Here is a 15,260-nt window from a genome sequence, read left to right on the forward strand (position 1 = left end):
TACCGGCAGCTCGCCGCCCAGTGCGACTACCCGCTGCACCTGGGTGTCACCGAGGCCGGCCCGGCCTTCCAGGGGACCATCAAGTCGGCCGTCGCCTTCGGCGCGCTGCTCTCCCAGGGCATCGGCGACACCATCCGCGTCTCCCTGTCGGCGCCGCCGGTCGAGGAGATCAAGGTCGGCATCCAGATCCTGGAGTCGCTGAACCTGCGGCAGCGCGGTCTGGAGATCGTCTCCTGCCCGTCCTGCGGCCGCGCCCAGGTCGATGTCTACAAGCTGGCCGAGGAGGTCACGGCCGGTCTGGAGGGCATGGAGGTGCCGCTGCGCGTCGCGGTCATGGGCTGTGTCGTCAACGGGCCCGGCGAGGCCCGCGAGGCGGACCTCGGCGTCGCCTCCGGCAACGGCAAGGGGCAGATCTTCGTCAAGGGCGAGGTCATCAAGACCGTCCCCGAGTCCAGGATCGTGGAGACCCTCATCGAGGAGGCCATGAAGATCGCCGAGCAGATGGAGAAGGACGGCGCGTCGGGGGAGCCGGCCGTCACCGTGAGCTGAACAGCACGGACCGAAGGGGGCCCGAGCGTGACGATTCTGGAGAGCATCAGGGGACCACGCGACCTGAAGGCGCTGTCCGAGGCGGAACTCGGTGAACTGTCCGACGAGATACGTGACTTCCTGGTGCACGCGGTCGCCCGCACCGGCGGCCACCTCGGCCCCAACCTGGGCGTGGTGGAACTGACCGTCGCCCTGCACCGGGTCTTCGAGTCACCGGCCGACCGCATCCTGTGGGACACCGGCCACCAGAGCTACGTACACAAACTCCTGACGGGGCGTCAGGACTTCTCCAAGCTGCGCGGCAAGGGCGGGCTGTCCGGCTACCCCTCCCGCGAGGAGTCCGAGCACGACGTCATCGAGAACAGTCACGCCTCCACCGTGCTCGGCTGGGCCGACGGCCTCGCCAAAGCCCGTCAGGTGCAGGGCGGGCGGGGCCACGTCGCCGCCGTCATCGGCGACGGCGCGCTCACCGGCGGCATGGCCTGGGAGGCCCTGAACAACATCGCGGCGTCCAGGGACCGGCCGCTGATCATCGTCGTCAACGACAACGAACGCTCGTACGCGCCGACCATCGGCGGCCTCGCCAACCACCTCGCGACGCTCCGCACGACCGACGGCTACGAGCGGATGCTCGCCTGGGGCAAGGACGTGCTCCAGCGCACACCCGTGGTGGGCAACACCCTGTACGAGGCGATGCACGGTGCGAAGAAGGGCTTCAAGGACGCCTTCGCCCCGCAGGGACTCTTCGAGGACCTGGGGCTGAAGTACGTGGGTCCGATCGACGGGCACGACATCGGGGCCGTCGAGTCGGCGCTGCGTCGCGCGAAACGCTTCCACGGGCCCGTACTGGTGCACTGCCTCACGGAGAAGGGCCGCGGCTACGAACCGGCCCTGCGCGACGAGGCGGACCACTTCCACACCGTCGGCGTGATGGACCCGCTCACCTGCGCGCCGCTCAGCCCCTCCGACGCGCCGTCCTGGACCTCCGTGTTCGGCGAGGAGATCGTCCGGATCGGTGAGGAGCGCGACGACGTCGTGGCGATCACCGCGGCGATGCTGCACCCGGTCGGTCTCGGCCGCTTCGCCGAGCGGTTCCCCGACCGGGTCTGGGACGTCGGCATCGCCGAGCAGCACGCCGCCGTGTCCGCGGCCGGCCTCGCCACCGGCGGCCTGCATCCGGTCGTCGCCGTGTACGCCACCTTCCTCAACCGCGCCTTCGACCAGGTGCTCATGGACGTGGCCCTGCACCGTTGCGGGGTCACCTTCGTCCTGGACCGGGCCGGGGTCACCGGCGCCGACGGGCCCTCGCACAACGGCATGTGGGACATGTCCGTCCTCCAGGTCGTCCCGGGCCTGCGGATCGCCGCCCCGCGCGACGCCGACCAACTGCGAGCCCAGCTGCGCGAGGCGGTCGCCGTCGACGACGCGCCGACGCTGGTGCGCTTCCCGAAGGAGTCCGTCGGGCCGGTGGTCCCGGCCGTCGACCGGGTCGGCGGCATGGACGTCCTGCACGCGGCCGACCGGCCCGAGGTGCTGCTGGTGGCGGTCGGCGTGATGGCGTCCGTCTGCCTCCGCGCCGCCGAGCTGCTCGAGGCCCGCGGCGTCGGATGCACCGTCGTCGATCCGCGCTGGGTCAAACCCGTCGACCCGGCGCTCGCACCCCTGGCCGCCCGGCACCGCCTGGTGGCCGTCGTGGAGGACAACAGCCGTGCGGCCGGGGTCGGTTCGGCGGTGGCCCTGGCGCTGGGCGACGCGGAGGTCGATGTTCCCGTACGCCGGTTCGGCATCCCCGAGCAGTTCCTCGCACACGCCAAGCGCGCCGAGGTGCTCGCCGACATCGGTCTCACCCCGGTCGAGATCGCCGGCCGGATCAGCGCGAGTCTGGCCGTCGCGGCACCGACCGCGGCGCAGACCGTAGCGCAGGCCGGGCAGAAGGCCGGAGACCGGACCGAGGGCGGACGGATCGTCATGCCAGTGCAAGGAGAGAACTGAATGACCGAGGAGTTCGACCTCGCCGCCCTCCTGGCCGACCGCGGAGCCGAGCGGTACGAGCTGCACGCCAGGCACCTCAACCACCAGCTGCCGCGCATGCTGCGCACCATCGGGTTCGACAAGGTCTACGAGCGGGCCGAGGGCGCGCACTTCTGGGACGCGGACGGCAACGACTACCTGGACATGCTCGCCGGGTTCGCGGTGATGGGCCTGGGACGCCACCACCCCGTCGTGCGCAAGGCGCTGCACGACGTCCTCGACGCCTCGCTGGCCGACCTGACCCGCTTCGACTGTCCGCCGCTGCCCGGGCTGCTGGCCGAGAAGCTGCTCTCCTACAGCCCGCACCTGGACCGGGTCTTCTTCGGCAACAGCGGCACGGAGTCGGTCGAGACCGCGCTGAAGTTCGCCCGGTACGCGACCGGCAGGCCGAGGATCCTGTACTGCACGCACGCCTTCCACGGGCTGACCACCGGCTCGCTGTCCGTCAACGGCGAGAGCGGTTTCCGTGACGGCTTCGCCCCGCTGCTGCCCGACACCGCCGTACCGCTCGGCGACCTGGACGCACTGGCGCGGGAGCTGAAGCAGGGCGACGTGGCCGCGCTGATCGTGGAGCCGGTCCAGGGCAAGGGCGTGCACGAGGCCCCGCCCGGCTATCTGCGCGCCGCGCAGGACCTGCTGCACCGGCACAAGGCGCTGCTGATCGCCGACGAGGTGCAGACGGGCCTCGGCCGGACCGGGAAGTTCTACGCCTTCCAGCACGAGGACGGCGTCGAGCCCGACCTGGTGTGCGTGGCCAAGGCGCTGTCCGGCGGGTATGTACCGGTGGGGGCCACGCTGGGCAGGGACTGGATCTTCCGGAAGGTGTACTCCTCGATGGACCGGGTGCTGGTCCACTCGGCGAGCTTCGGGTCCAACGCGCAGGCCATGGCGGCCGGGCTCGCGGTGCTCTCGGTGATGGAGAACGAGGAGATCGTGGCGAACGCGGCCGCGGTGGGGGAGCGGCTGAAGTCCCGGCTGACGGAGCTGGTGGACCGCTACGAGCTGCTCGCCGACGTCCGGGGCCGGGGGCTGATGATCGGCATCGAGTTCGGCCGGCCGAGATCGCTGAAGCTGCGCAGCCGGTGGACGATGCTGCAGGCCACGCGGAAGGGACTGTTCGCGCAGATGGTGGTGGTGCCGCTGCTGCAACGGCACCGGATCCTCACCCAGGTCTCCGGCGACCACCTGGAGGTGATCAAGCTGATCCCGCCGCTGATCATCGACGTGGCGGACGCGGACCGGTTCGTCGACGCCTTCACCGAGGTGATGGACGACGCGCACAACGGAGGCGGCCTGATGTGGGACTTCGGCAAGACCCTGGTCAGGCAGGCGGTGGCCAACCGCTAGCGGGACGGAGCCACCGAGGACCGCTCCCCCACGTCTTGGAGGACCGCTCCCGGCCGTCTTGGAGGACCGCTCCCGGCCGTCAGGAGGACTGCCAGGGCCGCCTGCCCGGGTCGCCTTTGCCTGTCAGGCAAAAAAATTGCCTGACAGGCAATTCTCGGACTGAATGGAGGCATGACCTCCCACGAGTTCGGACCACCGGCGCCGGACGCGCCGGCGGACGCGGTGTCCGTCGTGGCACCGCAGCTGCGTGCCCTGCGGCGCAGGGCCGCCCTCACCCTCGAGGCGGCGGCCCGCGCCGCCGGGCTGTCGCCCGCCCATCTCTCCCGCCTGGAGACCGGGCAGCGTCAGCCCTCGCTGCCGATGCTGCTCTCCCTCGCCCGCATCTACGGTACGACCGTGTCGGAGCTGCTCGGTGAGACGGCGGTGGACCGGGACGCCGTCGTGCGCGCGGACGCCATGGAACCGACGTTCGCGGGCGGCTGGACGTACTGGCAGGCCGGCGGGGCCGGCCGCGGTATGCAGGCCCTGCGCGTCCATGTGCCGCACGGCTCGCAGGGCGACATCGTGCGGGTGCACCCCGGCGAGGAGTGGCTCCACGTCCTGCGGGGCCGGCTGCGACTGCGCCTCGGGGACACCGTGCACCGGCTCGCTCCGGGCGACAGCGCGCACTTCGACTCGCTGACCCCGCACCGGATCGCCGCCCAGGACGCCGACGGGGTCGAACTGCTTTTCGTCCACACCCTGCTGCAGAGCCCGACGGCGGCGCTGTGCCTGGGACCGGCCACCACCGCGATCCACCCGACCCTAGGAGAGATGCCATGAATCTGCAGGAGAAGTTCCCGCGCGCCCTGTGGGTGCGGCTCTTCATCTACCTCATCGTGGGCCACGTCTTCGCGGCCTTCATCTACCTGCTCTTCGAGGTCGGCGCCAAGTAGCGGGTGAGCGGATGCCTCAGTCCAGCATCCGCTCGCGCAGCCGCTCCCGGGTCTCCGGGGTGATCCGCAGGCCCTTCTCCAGGTACGCGTCGACGCCGCCCCAGGTCTCCTCGACGGTCTCGAAGGCCGCCGCAAGGTACTCGGCCCGCGCGTCGAACAGGGGGCTGAGCAGCTCCATGACCTCGGGGGAGTAGGCCGAGGCGGCGGAGCTGCTGCGGCGTACCTTGTAGCGGCGGTGCGCGGCGTTGGACTTCAGGTAGTCGTCGACGACGGCCTCGCGCTCGACGCCCAGAGCGAGCAGGGTGACGGCGATCGACAGGCCCGCGCGGTCCTTGCCGGCCGCGCAGTGCATCAGGGCGGGGACGCTGTCCTCGGCGAGCGCGTGCAGCACCCGGGAGTGCTCCGCCGTGCGCTCCTTGATGATCATGCGGTAGGAGTCGATCATCCGGTTGGCGCCCTTGCCGTCCGCCAGGATCTCGCGCAGCTGGTCGAGGTCCCCGTCGCGGACCATCTTCCAGAACTCGGCGCCGTCGGCCGGATCGCTCAGCGGCAGGTTCACATTGCGCACGCCCGGAAGCTCGACGTCCGGGCCTTCGAGTTTCTGGTCGGCCGCGTTGCGGAAGTCGAAGATGGTGTGCAGGCCCAGCGAGGCGAGGAACGCGGCGTCCTCACCGGTGGCGTGCGCCAGGTGACCGCTGCGGAACAGCACCCCCTGCCGCACTCGCCGCCCGTCCACGGTCGGCAGTCCGCCCACGTCACGGAAGTTGCGCACACCGGCCAGTTCGGGTTCGGTCGACGGGACCTGCTGCGTCACGGGGACTCCTCCCACTCCGCCCCGTCGACGCCGCTCGCCGACAGGCACCACTCGACGATACGGCACGGTCCTGGAGCCTCGGCGTTTCAGCCGTCCGACTACGCCATTCCTAAGCCTTCTGTCCGAATTAGCGCTTTCATTCCAACTAGCGCTGAAATGAGAGAGGGTGGCGAGGCGCCGCGTGAGCAGCGTCATATCCGTGACCGTGCGTTGCTCGTCATGCTCACGTAATCAGGCCGGTTTTCAAGGCGGTTTACGTGAGACGGCGCTCCGCGAATCGACGGAGGGTGACCGGTGATTCCCGTAAAGGATCAATCGGAACACCTGTCAATGGAACCCCTCGCTTGTCCCTGCGCGTCCTGGTCCCTTACGTTCACCACCGATCCGGACGGACGCCTAATCCTGCCGCCGACCGGAGCCCGCACCCACCCACCACCCGTACACGGCAGGAGCGGGGGACCCACAGGTACGACTGCCTGTTCCGGTTCCCGGAACGGCTCGGGGTAAAGCCGCGTCTCGGCGCGGCCGGGCATCTCCAGCCCGCACCCGACAGCTCACCTCGCAGGCGCCGGAGAGGAATTCGTCATGCCCGCGAAGGGTAAGCACCGCCGTACCAGGACCATGCGCCTGACCCGCACCATCGCCGTCGCCGGAACCGGGGGCGCCGCGCTCGCGCTCCCGCTGATGGGCGCCGCCGCTGCCCACGCCGCTCCCGCGCAGTCCGTTTCCGGGCAGGCCGTGCAGTCCGTCCCGACGACGGCGAAGAAGGCCGCCGGAGGCAGCGCCGAGAAGAACGCGGACGCGCGGACGTACACGGTGAAGAGCGGTGACTACCTCTCGAGGATCGCCGACGAGCAGGACGTCGACGGCGGCTGGAAGAAGCTGTACTCGGACAACCGCGAGGCCGTCGGTTCGGACCCCTCGCTGATCCACCCCGGCCTGAAGCTCTCGATCAGCGGGCAGGCCGCCAAGGCGTCGGCCCCGTCGTCCTCCGCCGAGTCGGAGAAGCCGGCGGCCGAGAAGCCCGCCGCGCCGCAGAAGTCGTCGGCAGGGAAGTCCGAGTCGTCCGAGAAGTCGTCGGACGCCGCGCAGACCTCGTCCTCGGACTCCTCGGACACGAGCGGCCAGTCCGCCGGCGCCACCAGCGGCTTCACCTCGCCCGTCCCCGGCGGCAGCGTCGGCACCCCGTACCACCAGACCGGCAGCATGTGGTCCAGCGGCTACCACACCGGCACGGACTTCGTCGTCCCGACCGGCACCTCGCTCAAGGCCGTCGGCGCGGGCACCGTCGTCTCCGCCGGCTGGGGCGGAGCGTACGGCAACCAGGTCGTCATCCAGCTCGCCGACGGCCACTACGCCCAGTACGCCCACCTGTCCTCGCTCTCCGTCTCCGCCGGGCAGTCCGTGACGGCGGGTCAGCAGGTCGGTCTCTCGGGTGCCACCGGCAACGTGACCGGCCCGCACCTGCACTTCGAGATCCGCACCACGCCGGACTACGGCTCGGACGTGGACCCGATCGCGTACCTGCGCTCGCACGGCGTCTCCCTCTGACGACGGTTTCGGGCACAGCCCCCGCGCGACCGAAGGCCGGACCCCGATCCCCGGGTCCGGCCTTCGGTGTATTCCTGAATTGGTGAACACTTTAGGAGTGGTCTTTCTCACCGCCCGTCAACCCTTTCTACGGTCGCGTAGGTCACATTCCGAGGTGAATCATGGGCCGACGTGGCAGACGATTCGAAGAGTGACAGCAGAGAAGTGATCGGGTCGTACGTGGCGGTGGGGGACAGCTTCACCGAGGGCGTCGGCGACCCCGGACCCGACGGGGCGTTCGTCGGCTGGGCCGACCGGTTCGCCGTACTGCTCGCCGACCGACGCCCCGAGGGCGACTTCAGGTACACCAACCTCGCCGTGCGCGGCAGGCTGCTCGACCAGATCGTGGCGGAACAGGTCCCGCGCGTCGCCGAACTCGCGCCGGACCTGGTCTCCTTCGCGGCGGGCGGCAACGACATCATCCGGCCCGGCACCGATCCCGACGAGGTGGCGGAGCGGTTCGAGCGGGCGGTGGCCGCGCTGACCGCCGTGGCCGGCACCGTCCTCGTGACGACCGGCTTCGACACCCGTGGGGTGCCCGTCCTCAAGCATCTGCGCGGCAAGATCGCCACGTACAACGGACACGTCCGTGCCGTCGCCGACCGCTACGGCTGTCCCGTCCTCGACCTGTGGTCGCTGCGGAGCGTCCAGGACCGCAGGGCGTGGGACGCCGACCGGCTGCACCTGTCACCCGAGGGGCACACGCGCGTGGCGCTGCGCGCGGGTCAGGCCCTCGGCCTGCGGGTGCCGGCCGACCCGGAGCAGCCCTGGCCGCAGCTGCCGCCCCGCGGCACCCTCCACGTACGACGGGACGACGTGCACTGGGCACGCGAGTACCTGGTGCCGTGGATCGGACGCCGGCTGCGCGGGGAGTCGTCGGGGGACCACGTGACGGCCAAGGGGACGCTGTCGCCGGACGACATCAAGATGCGGATCTCGGCGGTTGCCTGACAGCGGGGCGTGGGTGGGCGGGCGGTCCGGACCAGCGGCGCGGTGTCGTCGACGCCGCGCGGTCCGGACCCGGTTCCCGGGCGAGCGCCCGGTCCGTCCACTCCCGCGCCCGGGCCCGTGACACCGCGCCCCCGTACGACGTCAGCTGCGCGGCCGGTCCGTCGTGCTGCGCGGCCGGTCCGTCGAGCTGCGCGGTCAGACGCAGGGCGGCGCCGTCGGGTTCCGCGCAGGAGAACTCTCCGGCGGCCACGCCCGCGGCGACGACCTCGGCGATCGCAGCCTTCCACGGGCGGTCCGGTTCCTGCGGACCTCTCGGAGCGCGGGCTCGCGCAGCGTCCCCGCGCAGCCCTCGATCCCCGGCCACCACCCCTTGGCCTGCCCGGTCGGGGCCTACCACCGCACGCCCGCGCGCAGCCGGAGAGCAGCACCGTCGTACGGCGGCCGATCCGCCCGGACCCGCGGTGACGGCCGCTTCCGGTCCCGGTGGCTCAGTCCGCCGGCGCGGCGGTCGCCGCCGCGGGGCCGGCGTCGGGCAGGTCGCAGGAGTCCTTGAAGCCCTGGCTGGTGAGGTCGAGCGCCGCGTTGATACGGGAACGCAGGTTCTCGACCGCGACCATGGCCGTCAGCTCCACGAACGCGGGCTCGCCCAGCCGGATCCGCAGCCGCTCGGCGAGGTCGTCGCCGACGGTGGGCGGCGTCGCCGTCACCGCCTCGGCGTACTCCATGACGTCCCGCTCCAGTGGCGTGTAGGCGTCGCTCTCCCGCCACACCGGCACGTCGTGGAGCTTGCGCCGGTCCATGCCGCGCTCGGCGTTCTCCCAGTAGCCGAAGTCCATGCACCAGGAGCAGCCGATCGAGGCCGCCGAGGCCATCACGGCGAGCGCCTTCAGATCGGAGTCCAGCCTGTTCCACTTGGCCACGGACTGCTCGAACCGCAGGTCGCCCCAGAGCACGCGCGGGTTGTGGGCGAGCGCCTTGCCGGGGTCGAGAACCTTGCCGTAGGTGCGCCGGGAGTACCACTCCATGACGCGGAGGAGGAGCGTCCGGGGCGGGGTGAGGGATACGCGGGCCATGAGGGCCACCTTCCTGTCCGTCGGTCGTGCCGTTGCCTTCCGGGCGCTCCTGCGGGGGCGCCCTCACCGGTACGACGGTCGGCGGGAACTCGGATGTGACATCGGGCGTTCGAGTGACGTCGGACGAGGCGACAATGAGAGCCTGACCTACTCCACCTGGAGGTACCGTGGCCGGTTTCCGTTCCCCGAGCCCCGGGCTCCGCGTGCCGCGGCCCGCGGCCTTCGGCGCGGACCCCAGCGGTGAGCGCATGGCGCGTATCCGCAGATCGCCGCACTTCGCTGACGGCGTCTTCCAGAACCCCGGGGGCACCGCCCGGACCCGGCCCTCGGGATCGGCCCGCGAGTTCGCCAAGATCTACCTCGACAGGCAGGCGCGGCTCCGCCGTGCGCCGCGCGGCACGGTCCCGGTGCACGCCACCACGCTCGCCGACCTCGCCCGGCCGCCCGCCACCGGACTGCGGCTGACCTGGATGGGGCACTCCAGTGTGCTCGCCGAGATCGACGGACAGCGGGTGCTCTTCGACCCGGTGTGGGGCGAGCGCTGCTCCCCGTTCCCCTTCGCCGGCCCCAAGCGGCTGCATCCGGTCCCGGTGCCCCTGGCCGCGCTGGGCCCGGTCGACGTCGTCGTCATCTCCCACGACCACTACGACCACCTGGACATGCCCACGATCTCGGCGCTGGCCGGCACGGACACCCTGTTCGCGGTGCCCCTCGGCGTCGGCGCCCACCTCGAACACTGGGGCGTCTCCGCCGACCGGCTGCGCGAGCTGGACTGGCACGAGTCGACGCGCGTCGGCGACCTCACCCTGACCGCCACCCCGGCCCGGCACTTCTGCGGGCGCGGCCTGCGCAACACCCAGCACACCCTCTGGGCGTCCTGGGTCGTGGCCGGTGGGGAACACCGCGTCTTCCACAGCGGGGACACGGGCTACTTCGAGGGATTCCGGGACATCGGTGCCGCCCACGGCCCGTTCGACGCCACGATGATCCAGCTCGGGGCGTACGCCGAGTTCTGGCCCAAGAACCACACGGACTATACGCCGCTGCCCGGCATGTGGCCAGACATTCACATGACGCCTGCGCAGGGGGTGCAGGCCCACCTTGACCTGCAGGGAGGCACTCCGGGAGGGGTGCTGCTGCCAATCCACTGGGGAACGTTCAACCTGGCTCCGCATCCGTGGGCGGAGCCCGGGGAGTGGACCAAGGACGCGGCCGAGGAGGTCAGCCAGGCGGTGGCGTTCCCGCGGCCGGGGGAGCCGTTCGAGCCGGCGGGGAAGGTGCCGGTGGAGGCGTGGTGGCGGGCGGTGTCGGGTCCGATCGGGCACCCGTGGCGGCCTCCCCGGATCGTCGAAGGCGTGGCTGGGACGAGCAGGGGTGATCTTGACCTGGCGGGGGAGCGGTGAGGCCGGTCGGGGACAAGATGGGGGAGATGGCCCAGATGCTGGAGCGTCTCCCTGCTGACGAACGGCATCGGCTGCTGCGAGCCTTGGACGGAGCGCCCCGCGTGGAGCGCGAAGCCATAGCTCAGCGCTTCAGGCCCTTGCCGTCCCTGGAGAGCCCGTCTCGGGTGGTCGTCCGAACGCGCTTCGTGCGGCGCTGAGCTTGCAGGAAGGGGCGGCTGGGCAGCGCTCGGCCACACTCCCGGCCGGTGTCGGTGGCGGGTCTAGTGCCGCATCAGGCAACGTTCGCCCTGGCGACCACGGCACGTAGGCGTTGGTCGTCGGCGTGGCGGTTTCGCCAGATGATGTAGCGGCGGATCACGCTGCCCTGCTCCTTGTGGCTGGCGTGGTCGGTGCCATCGAGGGTGAAGTAACGCAGTGCCGTGAACTGGGCCTCGATGCGGTTCAGCCACGAGGAGTTGGTCGGGGTGTAGGCGATCTCGACGTTGTTCGCCTCTGCCCAGTCCGCCACCCGGCGGCACCGCTTGGTGGTCAGGTGCGGGGAGTAGTTGTCACACACGATCGCCAGGCGGACTGTCGGCGGGTAGAGGGTGCGCAGGTAGCGGCAGAACTCCAGGAACTTCGACCGGTTCTTGGTCTTCTTGATGTGGCCGTAGAGCTTGTCCTTGCCCAGGTCGTAGGCGGCGAACAGGTGGCGCACCCCGTGCGGGCGGGTGTAGGTCGCCCGCCGCCTTGGCCTGGGCTCGCGATCGGGGTCTTTATGCCTGCCGCCGCGTTCGGCCCACTGCCGTCCCGGGTGCGGCTGCAGGTTCAGTGGTCCGAACTCGTCCAGGCAGAACACCGCGTCCGGCTCGCCGTCCTCGGGGACGACCTCGCCGTCGGCGATCGCGTACAAGTGCTCCACTCGGGCCTTCTTGATGGCGTAGTCCGGATCGCGGGAGGTCTTCCAGGTCTTTATGCGTTGAAAGGAGACGCCCTCCTGGCGGAGCAGGATGCGCAGGCCCTCGTGGCTGATGTCGTCGACCACCCCCTCGGCAACCAGAAAGTCGGCCAGCTTGGTCAGGCTCCAGGTCGAGAACGGCAGGCCGTGCTCGGCCGGCTTGGACTTCGCGACCTTCTTGATCTCGCACCGCTCGGGCAGTGTGAAGGTCTTCGGCCGCCCGCCCTTGTACTTCGGATACAGGGAGTCGAAGCCGTCGGCGTTGAAGTTGTGGATCACGTCGCGGACCCGGTCGGCGCTGGTGAACGTGACCTCGGCGATCTTCGCCACGCTCATGCCCTGCGCGGACAGCAGCACCATCTGCGCGCGTCGCCAGGTCACCACCGATCCCGTGCCCCTGCGGATGATTTGCAGCAGGCGCTGCCCTTCATCGTCATCGATCTCGCGGACGCGCACATGTTCAGCCACGCGCACAGCTTGACGGAGATCGTTGCCCGGCACGCGCACGCCTCAGTACGGCCATAAACCGATCGTCTACCCGTCGGCGATGGCCTTCCCAAGGAGCAACGTGAGAATCGGCTCGGCATGTGTCCACAGGAGGGCGCCGCCAGTCTCCGACACTACATGGTGACGAGCACCGGGCACACGGGCAGCGAGCAGTGCTCCGTTGTCGGGCGAGTGGCTGGTGTCCCGCTCGCCGTACCAGATGTCGACCGGGACGGTGATCGCGTCGAGGGCGAACGGCCACCGCCCCATTGCCAGGACCGTGTCGCGAGCGTAACCAGCAGCACCTTGAGCAAATGCCTCGTTCAAGGCCCTGCGGTAACCAGCCGCGAAATCAGGATCCTGGTACACGGCCAGGTCGCACCCCGGGCTCCCGGCCATGACCATGTCCCACATCGCATCCGCAGTGAAGCCGGTGAAAAACTCCTCGGCGCCAGCCGGATCGCACTCAATCCGCTCGACGAGACCACGCAGGTCCGCGTTCAGAACTGAAGCGAACTCCGGCCTGGCGACCTCGTCCGCACCGGAGACGACAGCCAGTGCCGAAGCGGCCCCCTCCGCAGCGCAGGCAAGAGCAAATGGTGCACCTTGCGAATTCCCGACCACAACAGGTTGCCCCAGCCCCCGCTGCACACAGAGTTGACGCATATCTCCAGCGAAGTCAGAGAAGGTCCGCCCAGGAGCGGGCGTCGAGACACCAAGACCCGGACGATCCACAGAGACAAGCCGCACTCCGAGTGCTTCAACAACGCCTGCGCCGAATCCGAGCCACCGGCTCGTAGCCGCGCCTGGACACAACAGAACGGGCACTCCGTCCAACGGCCCCCACTCGGCCCAGCCAAGCAACCGTCCATCAGAGAGAGCACTTTCGCCCAACCGGGTAGGAATATCGATATATCCAGCCATGATCAACATCATGGTCATGGACAGGTCGTCCCGCAACTGAAATTCACCTTGACCCTGAACAGGGCAAACGTTGCCTGATGCGGCACTAGAGTGCGGCGCATGTCTGCCGCGTCCCCTTGGCTCGATGCCAAGACTCCCCGGTCGCCGGTGTACTCCTTGAACGTGCCAGGGGAGCCGATGGTGCAGGCGTGGCGTACGCGGCCTCCCAGGGTGCCAGCATCGCGGCGTGGTACCTGGTTGTCCCGCTGAATGCCACCAAAGAAAACCCCGTTGCCTGGTTCTATACGCTCACCGGGGACTCCGACTACCCCTGCGGGTGGATGGGCCTGGCTCAACTCAACGGCCTGGCGGCCAAGTATCAGAACGTCACGGTGGGCGTAGATGTACATGCCTTCCGCGCTGGGATGCTGGCCGACCGGACCGGATTGCCGACGGCGCCCTGACGTTACGCGCGCGGCCCCCTCACCGTGGTGGCGAGGGGGCCGCGCTGTGTCCGACGGGGAGGGCTACTGGTGGTTGTCGGCCGGCCAGCGGACGGGCGCAGCGCAGGACCAAGAGGGCCACGGCGGCGGCGATCACCTCGTGGACTTGCGGCTGAGTGTGGAGCAGATACCAGACGGCGCCGGCGACCGCGACGCCGGGGCGACGCCATTCGAGGCCCAGATTCGTCCAGGGCTGTGGTTCCATGGGGCCGTCCATTCCCTACTGCTTGCGGCTGTGAGGGAGTACGGACAGGAGGAGGTCGCCCTTGCCCGGGGCGGCCTCTGTCCGTTGCGGTAGACGCTAAGCGACGGAAAGCCCCCGAACGTCGTGAAGGTTTTCCGCCAGCCAGATTGATCCTTGGGCGGCGTGACGCATCCTCAGTTCGCACATGATCACGGACAGAACCCGCAGGTTATGGGCCTATAGCCTGGGTTCTTAGAGTACGTGCGTTGTCCAGAAATTGCAGGTGAGGGACCTGGCATGGGCACGCGGTTGGATATGGCTCGATATCGACCGTGAGGCCGAGTACTCGCGTCACATCTTCCGAAGTGTTGCGTTGATTAGCCGGTGGCTTACAGCCACCCCCAGACGCGCTCATGACACATTCCCTCGGAGTCGAGCCGCCTTCCACCCGCGTCCAGCGAGCGCCAGAAGGTGAGGGTTCACATGCTCTGCCTGCTCGTCGACCTGTCCCACATGAGGGCCCGCCTACACACTCGGAGGGTCGGGAAGGTCGGGTCCGCCGTACGCCCGGCTCATTTGCTGCAACCACCCCTGAATCCGCTGCACCGACTTTTCAACATGCGGCAACTGCATCCACAAAGCCAAGAAGAAAGCCACTCCAAGAAAAGCAGCCTCTCGACTGCGACGTTCATTCTCCGAAACGGTCCGCTCCACCCAGCCATCCTCGACATCTCGGAACATATTAGAAATCAGGGCGCCAGGCGCTGCATGGACTTCTTCCGACCACACCCGGTAAAGAATGTTGTACTGATTTACCCGCATCGAATCCGATGACGCTTTCGCCAAGTCGAGGGCCGTCTGTCGGCACCAGCTTGACACCCACTTCACCGAGTCGTTCTTCGTCTTCGCGCGGAAGTCCGTGAACTCGTTTTCCAACCACCAGCCAAGCTGCGCAAAAAGTTCCTCATCCACCTGCCGGCCCGTGTCCTTTTCATACGTCAGCCGGCGATGGTGCGCCTGAATCATCTGAAGCATGCCGTACCGCGCAAACAGTAGAGCCCCCGCCTCACGGTCCTCCTGCTGTGCCAGATGCTCCATATTCACCAGCAACTCGAACAACTGGCGGACGATCGCGACGGCATGCTCCCAATATCCCTGCTCCAGGAGCACCATCATGGCCTTCAGGCTGTTCGACCCACGCATCAATATTTCAAGATCAAACCGAACCAGCCGGTCAGAGGCATCGGGAGTCACCCGGATCGCTCCCTCAGCCGCAACCGCGACCTCGCGCAGAAGCGCGAGCTCCGCCCGCAAGGACTTCTTCGGGGAGCGCACGGCCAGCGCCTGCGAGTTGCGTGCCGTCGGCCCCGACCGCTTCCTCTTACTGCTCGACTTCCGATTCCTCTGCGTCATGCGTTGACGGTAGCGAAGCAGGACACCCCACGCGGACTCATTTACGGCTGTCCTGTGCCACAGAACCCTGATCGTGTGCCATCGAAGTGGCCGATGAGGAAGGGGTGACCGGACCCTTTTGTTGTGAGTTTGGCCCACGAC

Annotated in this window: 15 protein-coding genes, 1 pseudogene and 1 riboswitch; of the genes and pseudogenes, 9 read left to right on the top strand and 7 right to left on the bottom strand. The window is 69.2% G+C overall.

Annotation, left to right across the window (positions count from 1 at the left end; all coding sequences use genetic code 11):
* The 5 genes from ACZ7G3_RS14895 to ACZ7G3_RS14915 all read left to right on the top strand — a co-directional run.
* The coding region (locus ACZ7G3_RS14895; protein WP_470925826.1) for a flavodoxin-dependent (E)-4-hydroxy-3-methylbut-2-enyl-diphosphate synthase at positions 1-549 on the top strand (549 nt) is incomplete at its 5' end.
* Between the two features lie 27 nt (positions 550-576).
* The gene (gene dxs / locus ACZ7G3_RS14900) at positions 577-2,541 is read left to right on the top strand and encodes a 1-deoxy-D-xylulose-5-phosphate synthase (RefSeq protein WP_470925828.1); all 1,965 of its coding nucleotides are present in this window, start codon (positions 577-579) and stop codon (positions 2,539-2,541) included.
* The gene (locus ACZ7G3_RS14905; RefSeq protein ID WP_470925829.1) at positions 2,542-3,927 is read left to right on the top strand and encodes an aspartate aminotransferase family protein; all 1,386 of its coding nucleotides are present in this window, start codon (positions 2,542-2,544) and stop codon (positions 3,925-3,927) included.
* Between the two features lie 171 nt (positions 3,928-4,098).
* Positions 4,099-4,749 (top strand): helix-turn-helix domain-containing protein, encoded by a 651-nt coding sequence (locus tag ACZ7G3_RS14910; RefSeq protein ID WP_470925831.1) that lies wholly within the window; start codon positions 4,099-4,101, stop codon positions 4,747-4,749.
* A complete protein-coding gene (locus tag ACZ7G3_RS14915) occupies positions 4,746-4,862 on the top strand; it encodes a DUF6126 family protein (protein ID WP_426525602.1) in 117 nt (38 codons plus the stop codon). Before ACZ7G3_RS14910 ends, ACZ7G3_RS14915 begins: the two co-directional genes overlap by 4 nt.
* A 16-nt stretch (positions 4,863-4,878) precedes the next feature.
* Here the strand turns inward: ACZ7G3_RS14915 and ACZ7G3_RS14920 are convergent, their stop codons facing one another.
* Positions 4,879-5,676 carry a tyrosine-protein phosphatase gene (locus ACZ7G3_RS14920; RefSeq protein ID WP_470925833.1) on the bottom strand — a complete coding sequence of 266 codons (798 nt, stop codon included), beginning with the start codon at positions 5,674-5,676 and terminating at the stop codon, positions 4,879-4,881.
* Positions 5,677-6,099: 423 nt separating this feature from the next.
* A riboswitch (cyclic di-AMP (ydaO/yuaA leader) is annotated at positions 6,100-6,257 on the top strand.
* 4 nt (positions 6,258-6,261) lie between these two features.
* Between ACZ7G3_RS14920 and ACZ7G3_RS14925 the strand changes: the two genes are divergently transcribed.
* On the top strand, positions 6,262-7,227 hold the full coding sequence (locus tag ACZ7G3_RS14925; protein ID WP_426598240.1) for a M23 family metallopeptidase: 966 nt from the start codon (positions 6,262-6,264) through the stop codon (positions 7,225-7,227).
* Between the two features lie 204 nt (positions 7,228-7,431).
* Positions 7,432-8,217 carry an SGNH/GDSL hydrolase family protein gene (locus ACZ7G3_RS14930; protein ID WP_426525612.1) on the top strand — a complete coding sequence of 262 codons (786 nt, stop codon included), beginning with the start codon at positions 7,432-7,434 and terminating at the stop codon, positions 8,215-8,217.
* A 43-nt stretch (positions 8,218-8,260) separates the two neighbouring features.
* On the opposite strand, the pseudogene ACZ7G3_RS14935 reads toward ACZ7G3_RS14930, so the two are convergent.
* Positions 8,261-8,663 (bottom strand): annotated as a pseudogene (locus ACZ7G3_RS14935) (TetR family transcriptional regulator C-terminal domain-containing protein); the annotation flags it as partial.
* A gap of 42 nt (positions 8,664-8,705) precedes the next feature.
* The gene (locus ACZ7G3_RS14940; protein ID WP_426598239.1) at positions 8,706-9,290 is read right to left on the bottom strand and encodes a carboxymuconolactone decarboxylase family protein; all 585 of its coding nucleotides are present in this window, start codon (positions 9,288-9,290) and stop codon (positions 8,706-8,708) included.
* A gap of 167 nt (positions 9,291-9,457) precedes the next feature.
* On the opposite strand from ACZ7G3_RS14940, the gene ACZ7G3_RS14945 reads away from it, so the two are divergent.
* On the top strand, positions 9,458-10,693 hold the full coding sequence (locus ACZ7G3_RS14945) for an MBL fold metallo-hydrolase (protein WP_470925836.1): 1,236 nt from the start codon (positions 9,458-9,460) through the stop codon (positions 10,691-10,693).
* 271 nt (positions 10,694-10,964) lie between these two features.
* Here ACZ7G3_RS14945 and ACZ7G3_RS14950 read toward each other — a convergent pair whose 3' ends face one another.
* Both ACZ7G3_RS14950 and ACZ7G3_RS14955 read right to left on the bottom strand, forming a co-directional pair.
* Positions 10,965-12,098: an IS630 family transposase gene (locus ACZ7G3_RS14950; protein ID WP_426555396.1), complete on the bottom strand. Its 1,134-nt coding sequence runs from the start codon at positions 12,096-12,098 to the stop codon at positions 10,965-10,967.
* Positions 12,099-12,164: 66 nt separating this feature from the next.
* The gene (locus tag ACZ7G3_RS14955; RefSeq protein WP_426555403.1) at positions 12,165-13,040 is read right to left on the bottom strand and encodes an alpha/beta fold hydrolase; all 876 of its coding nucleotides are present in this window, start codon (positions 13,038-13,040) and stop codon (positions 12,165-12,167) included.
* Positions 13,041-13,228: 188 nt separating this feature from the next.
* Here ACZ7G3_RS14955 and ACZ7G3_RS14960 point away from each other — a divergent pair, with 188 nt between their 5' ends.
* Positions 13,229-13,483 carry a hypothetical protein gene (locus tag ACZ7G3_RS14960; protein WP_470925838.1) on the top strand — a complete coding sequence of 85 codons (255 nt, stop codon included), beginning with the start codon at positions 13,229-13,231 and terminating at the stop codon, positions 13,481-13,483.
* Positions 13,484-13,502: 19 nt separating this feature from the next.
* Here the strand turns inward: ACZ7G3_RS14960 and ACZ7G3_RS14965 are convergent, their stop codons facing one another.
* Both ACZ7G3_RS14965 and ACZ7G3_RS14970 read right to left on the bottom strand, forming a co-directional pair.
* Positions 13,503-13,727, bottom strand: coding sequence for a hypothetical protein (locus ACZ7G3_RS14965; protein ID WP_426558666.1), 225 nt, complete (start codon positions 13,725-13,727; stop codon positions 13,503-13,505).
* A gap of 504 nt (positions 13,728-14,231) precedes the next feature.
* The gene (locus tag ACZ7G3_RS14970) at positions 14,232-15,119 is read right to left on the bottom strand and encodes a DUF5677 domain-containing protein (RefSeq protein ID WP_426558668.1); all 888 of its coding nucleotides are present in this window, start codon (positions 15,117-15,119) and stop codon (positions 14,232-14,234) included.
* Positions 15,120-15,260: the final 141 nt, after the last annotated feature.

The organism is Streptomyces sp. NPDC037271 (genome assembly GCF_055603605.1).

Excerpts from the sequence above, each read along its gene's own strand:
- ACZ7G3_RS14955 (WP_426555403.1), bottom strand. The coding sequence starts at position 13,040 with ATGGCTGGATATATCGATATTCCTACCCGGTTGGGCGAAAGTGCTCTC.
- ACZ7G3_RS14925 (WP_426598240.1), top strand. The coding sequence starts at position 6,262 with ATGCCCGCGAAGGGTAAGCACCGCCGTACCAGGACCATGCGCCTGACC.
- ACZ7G3_RS14965 (WP_426558666.1), bottom strand. The coding sequence starts at position 13,727 with ATGGAACCACAGCCCTGGACGAATCTGGGCCTCGAATGGCGTCGCCCC.
- ACZ7G3_RS14915 (WP_426525602.1), top strand. The coding sequence starts at position 4,746 with ATGAATCTGCAGGAGAAGTTCCCGCGCGCCCTGTGGGTGCGGCTCTTC.
- ACZ7G3_RS14970 (WP_426558668.1), bottom strand. The coding sequence starts at position 15,119 with ATGACGCAGAGGAATCGGAAGTCGAGCAGTAAGAGGAAGCGGTCGGGG.
- ACZ7G3_RS14940 (WP_426598239.1), bottom strand. The coding sequence starts at position 9,290 with ATGGCCCGCGTATCCCTCACCCCGCCCCGGACGCTCCTCCTCCGCGTC.
- ACZ7G3_RS14905 (WP_470925829.1), top strand. The coding sequence starts at position 2,542 with ATGACCGAGGAGTTCGACCTCGCCGCCCTCCTGGCCGACCGCGGAGCC.
- ACZ7G3_RS14910 (WP_470925831.1), top strand. The coding sequence starts at position 4,099 with ATGACCTCCCACGAGTTCGGACCACCGGCGCCGGACGCGCCGGCGGAC.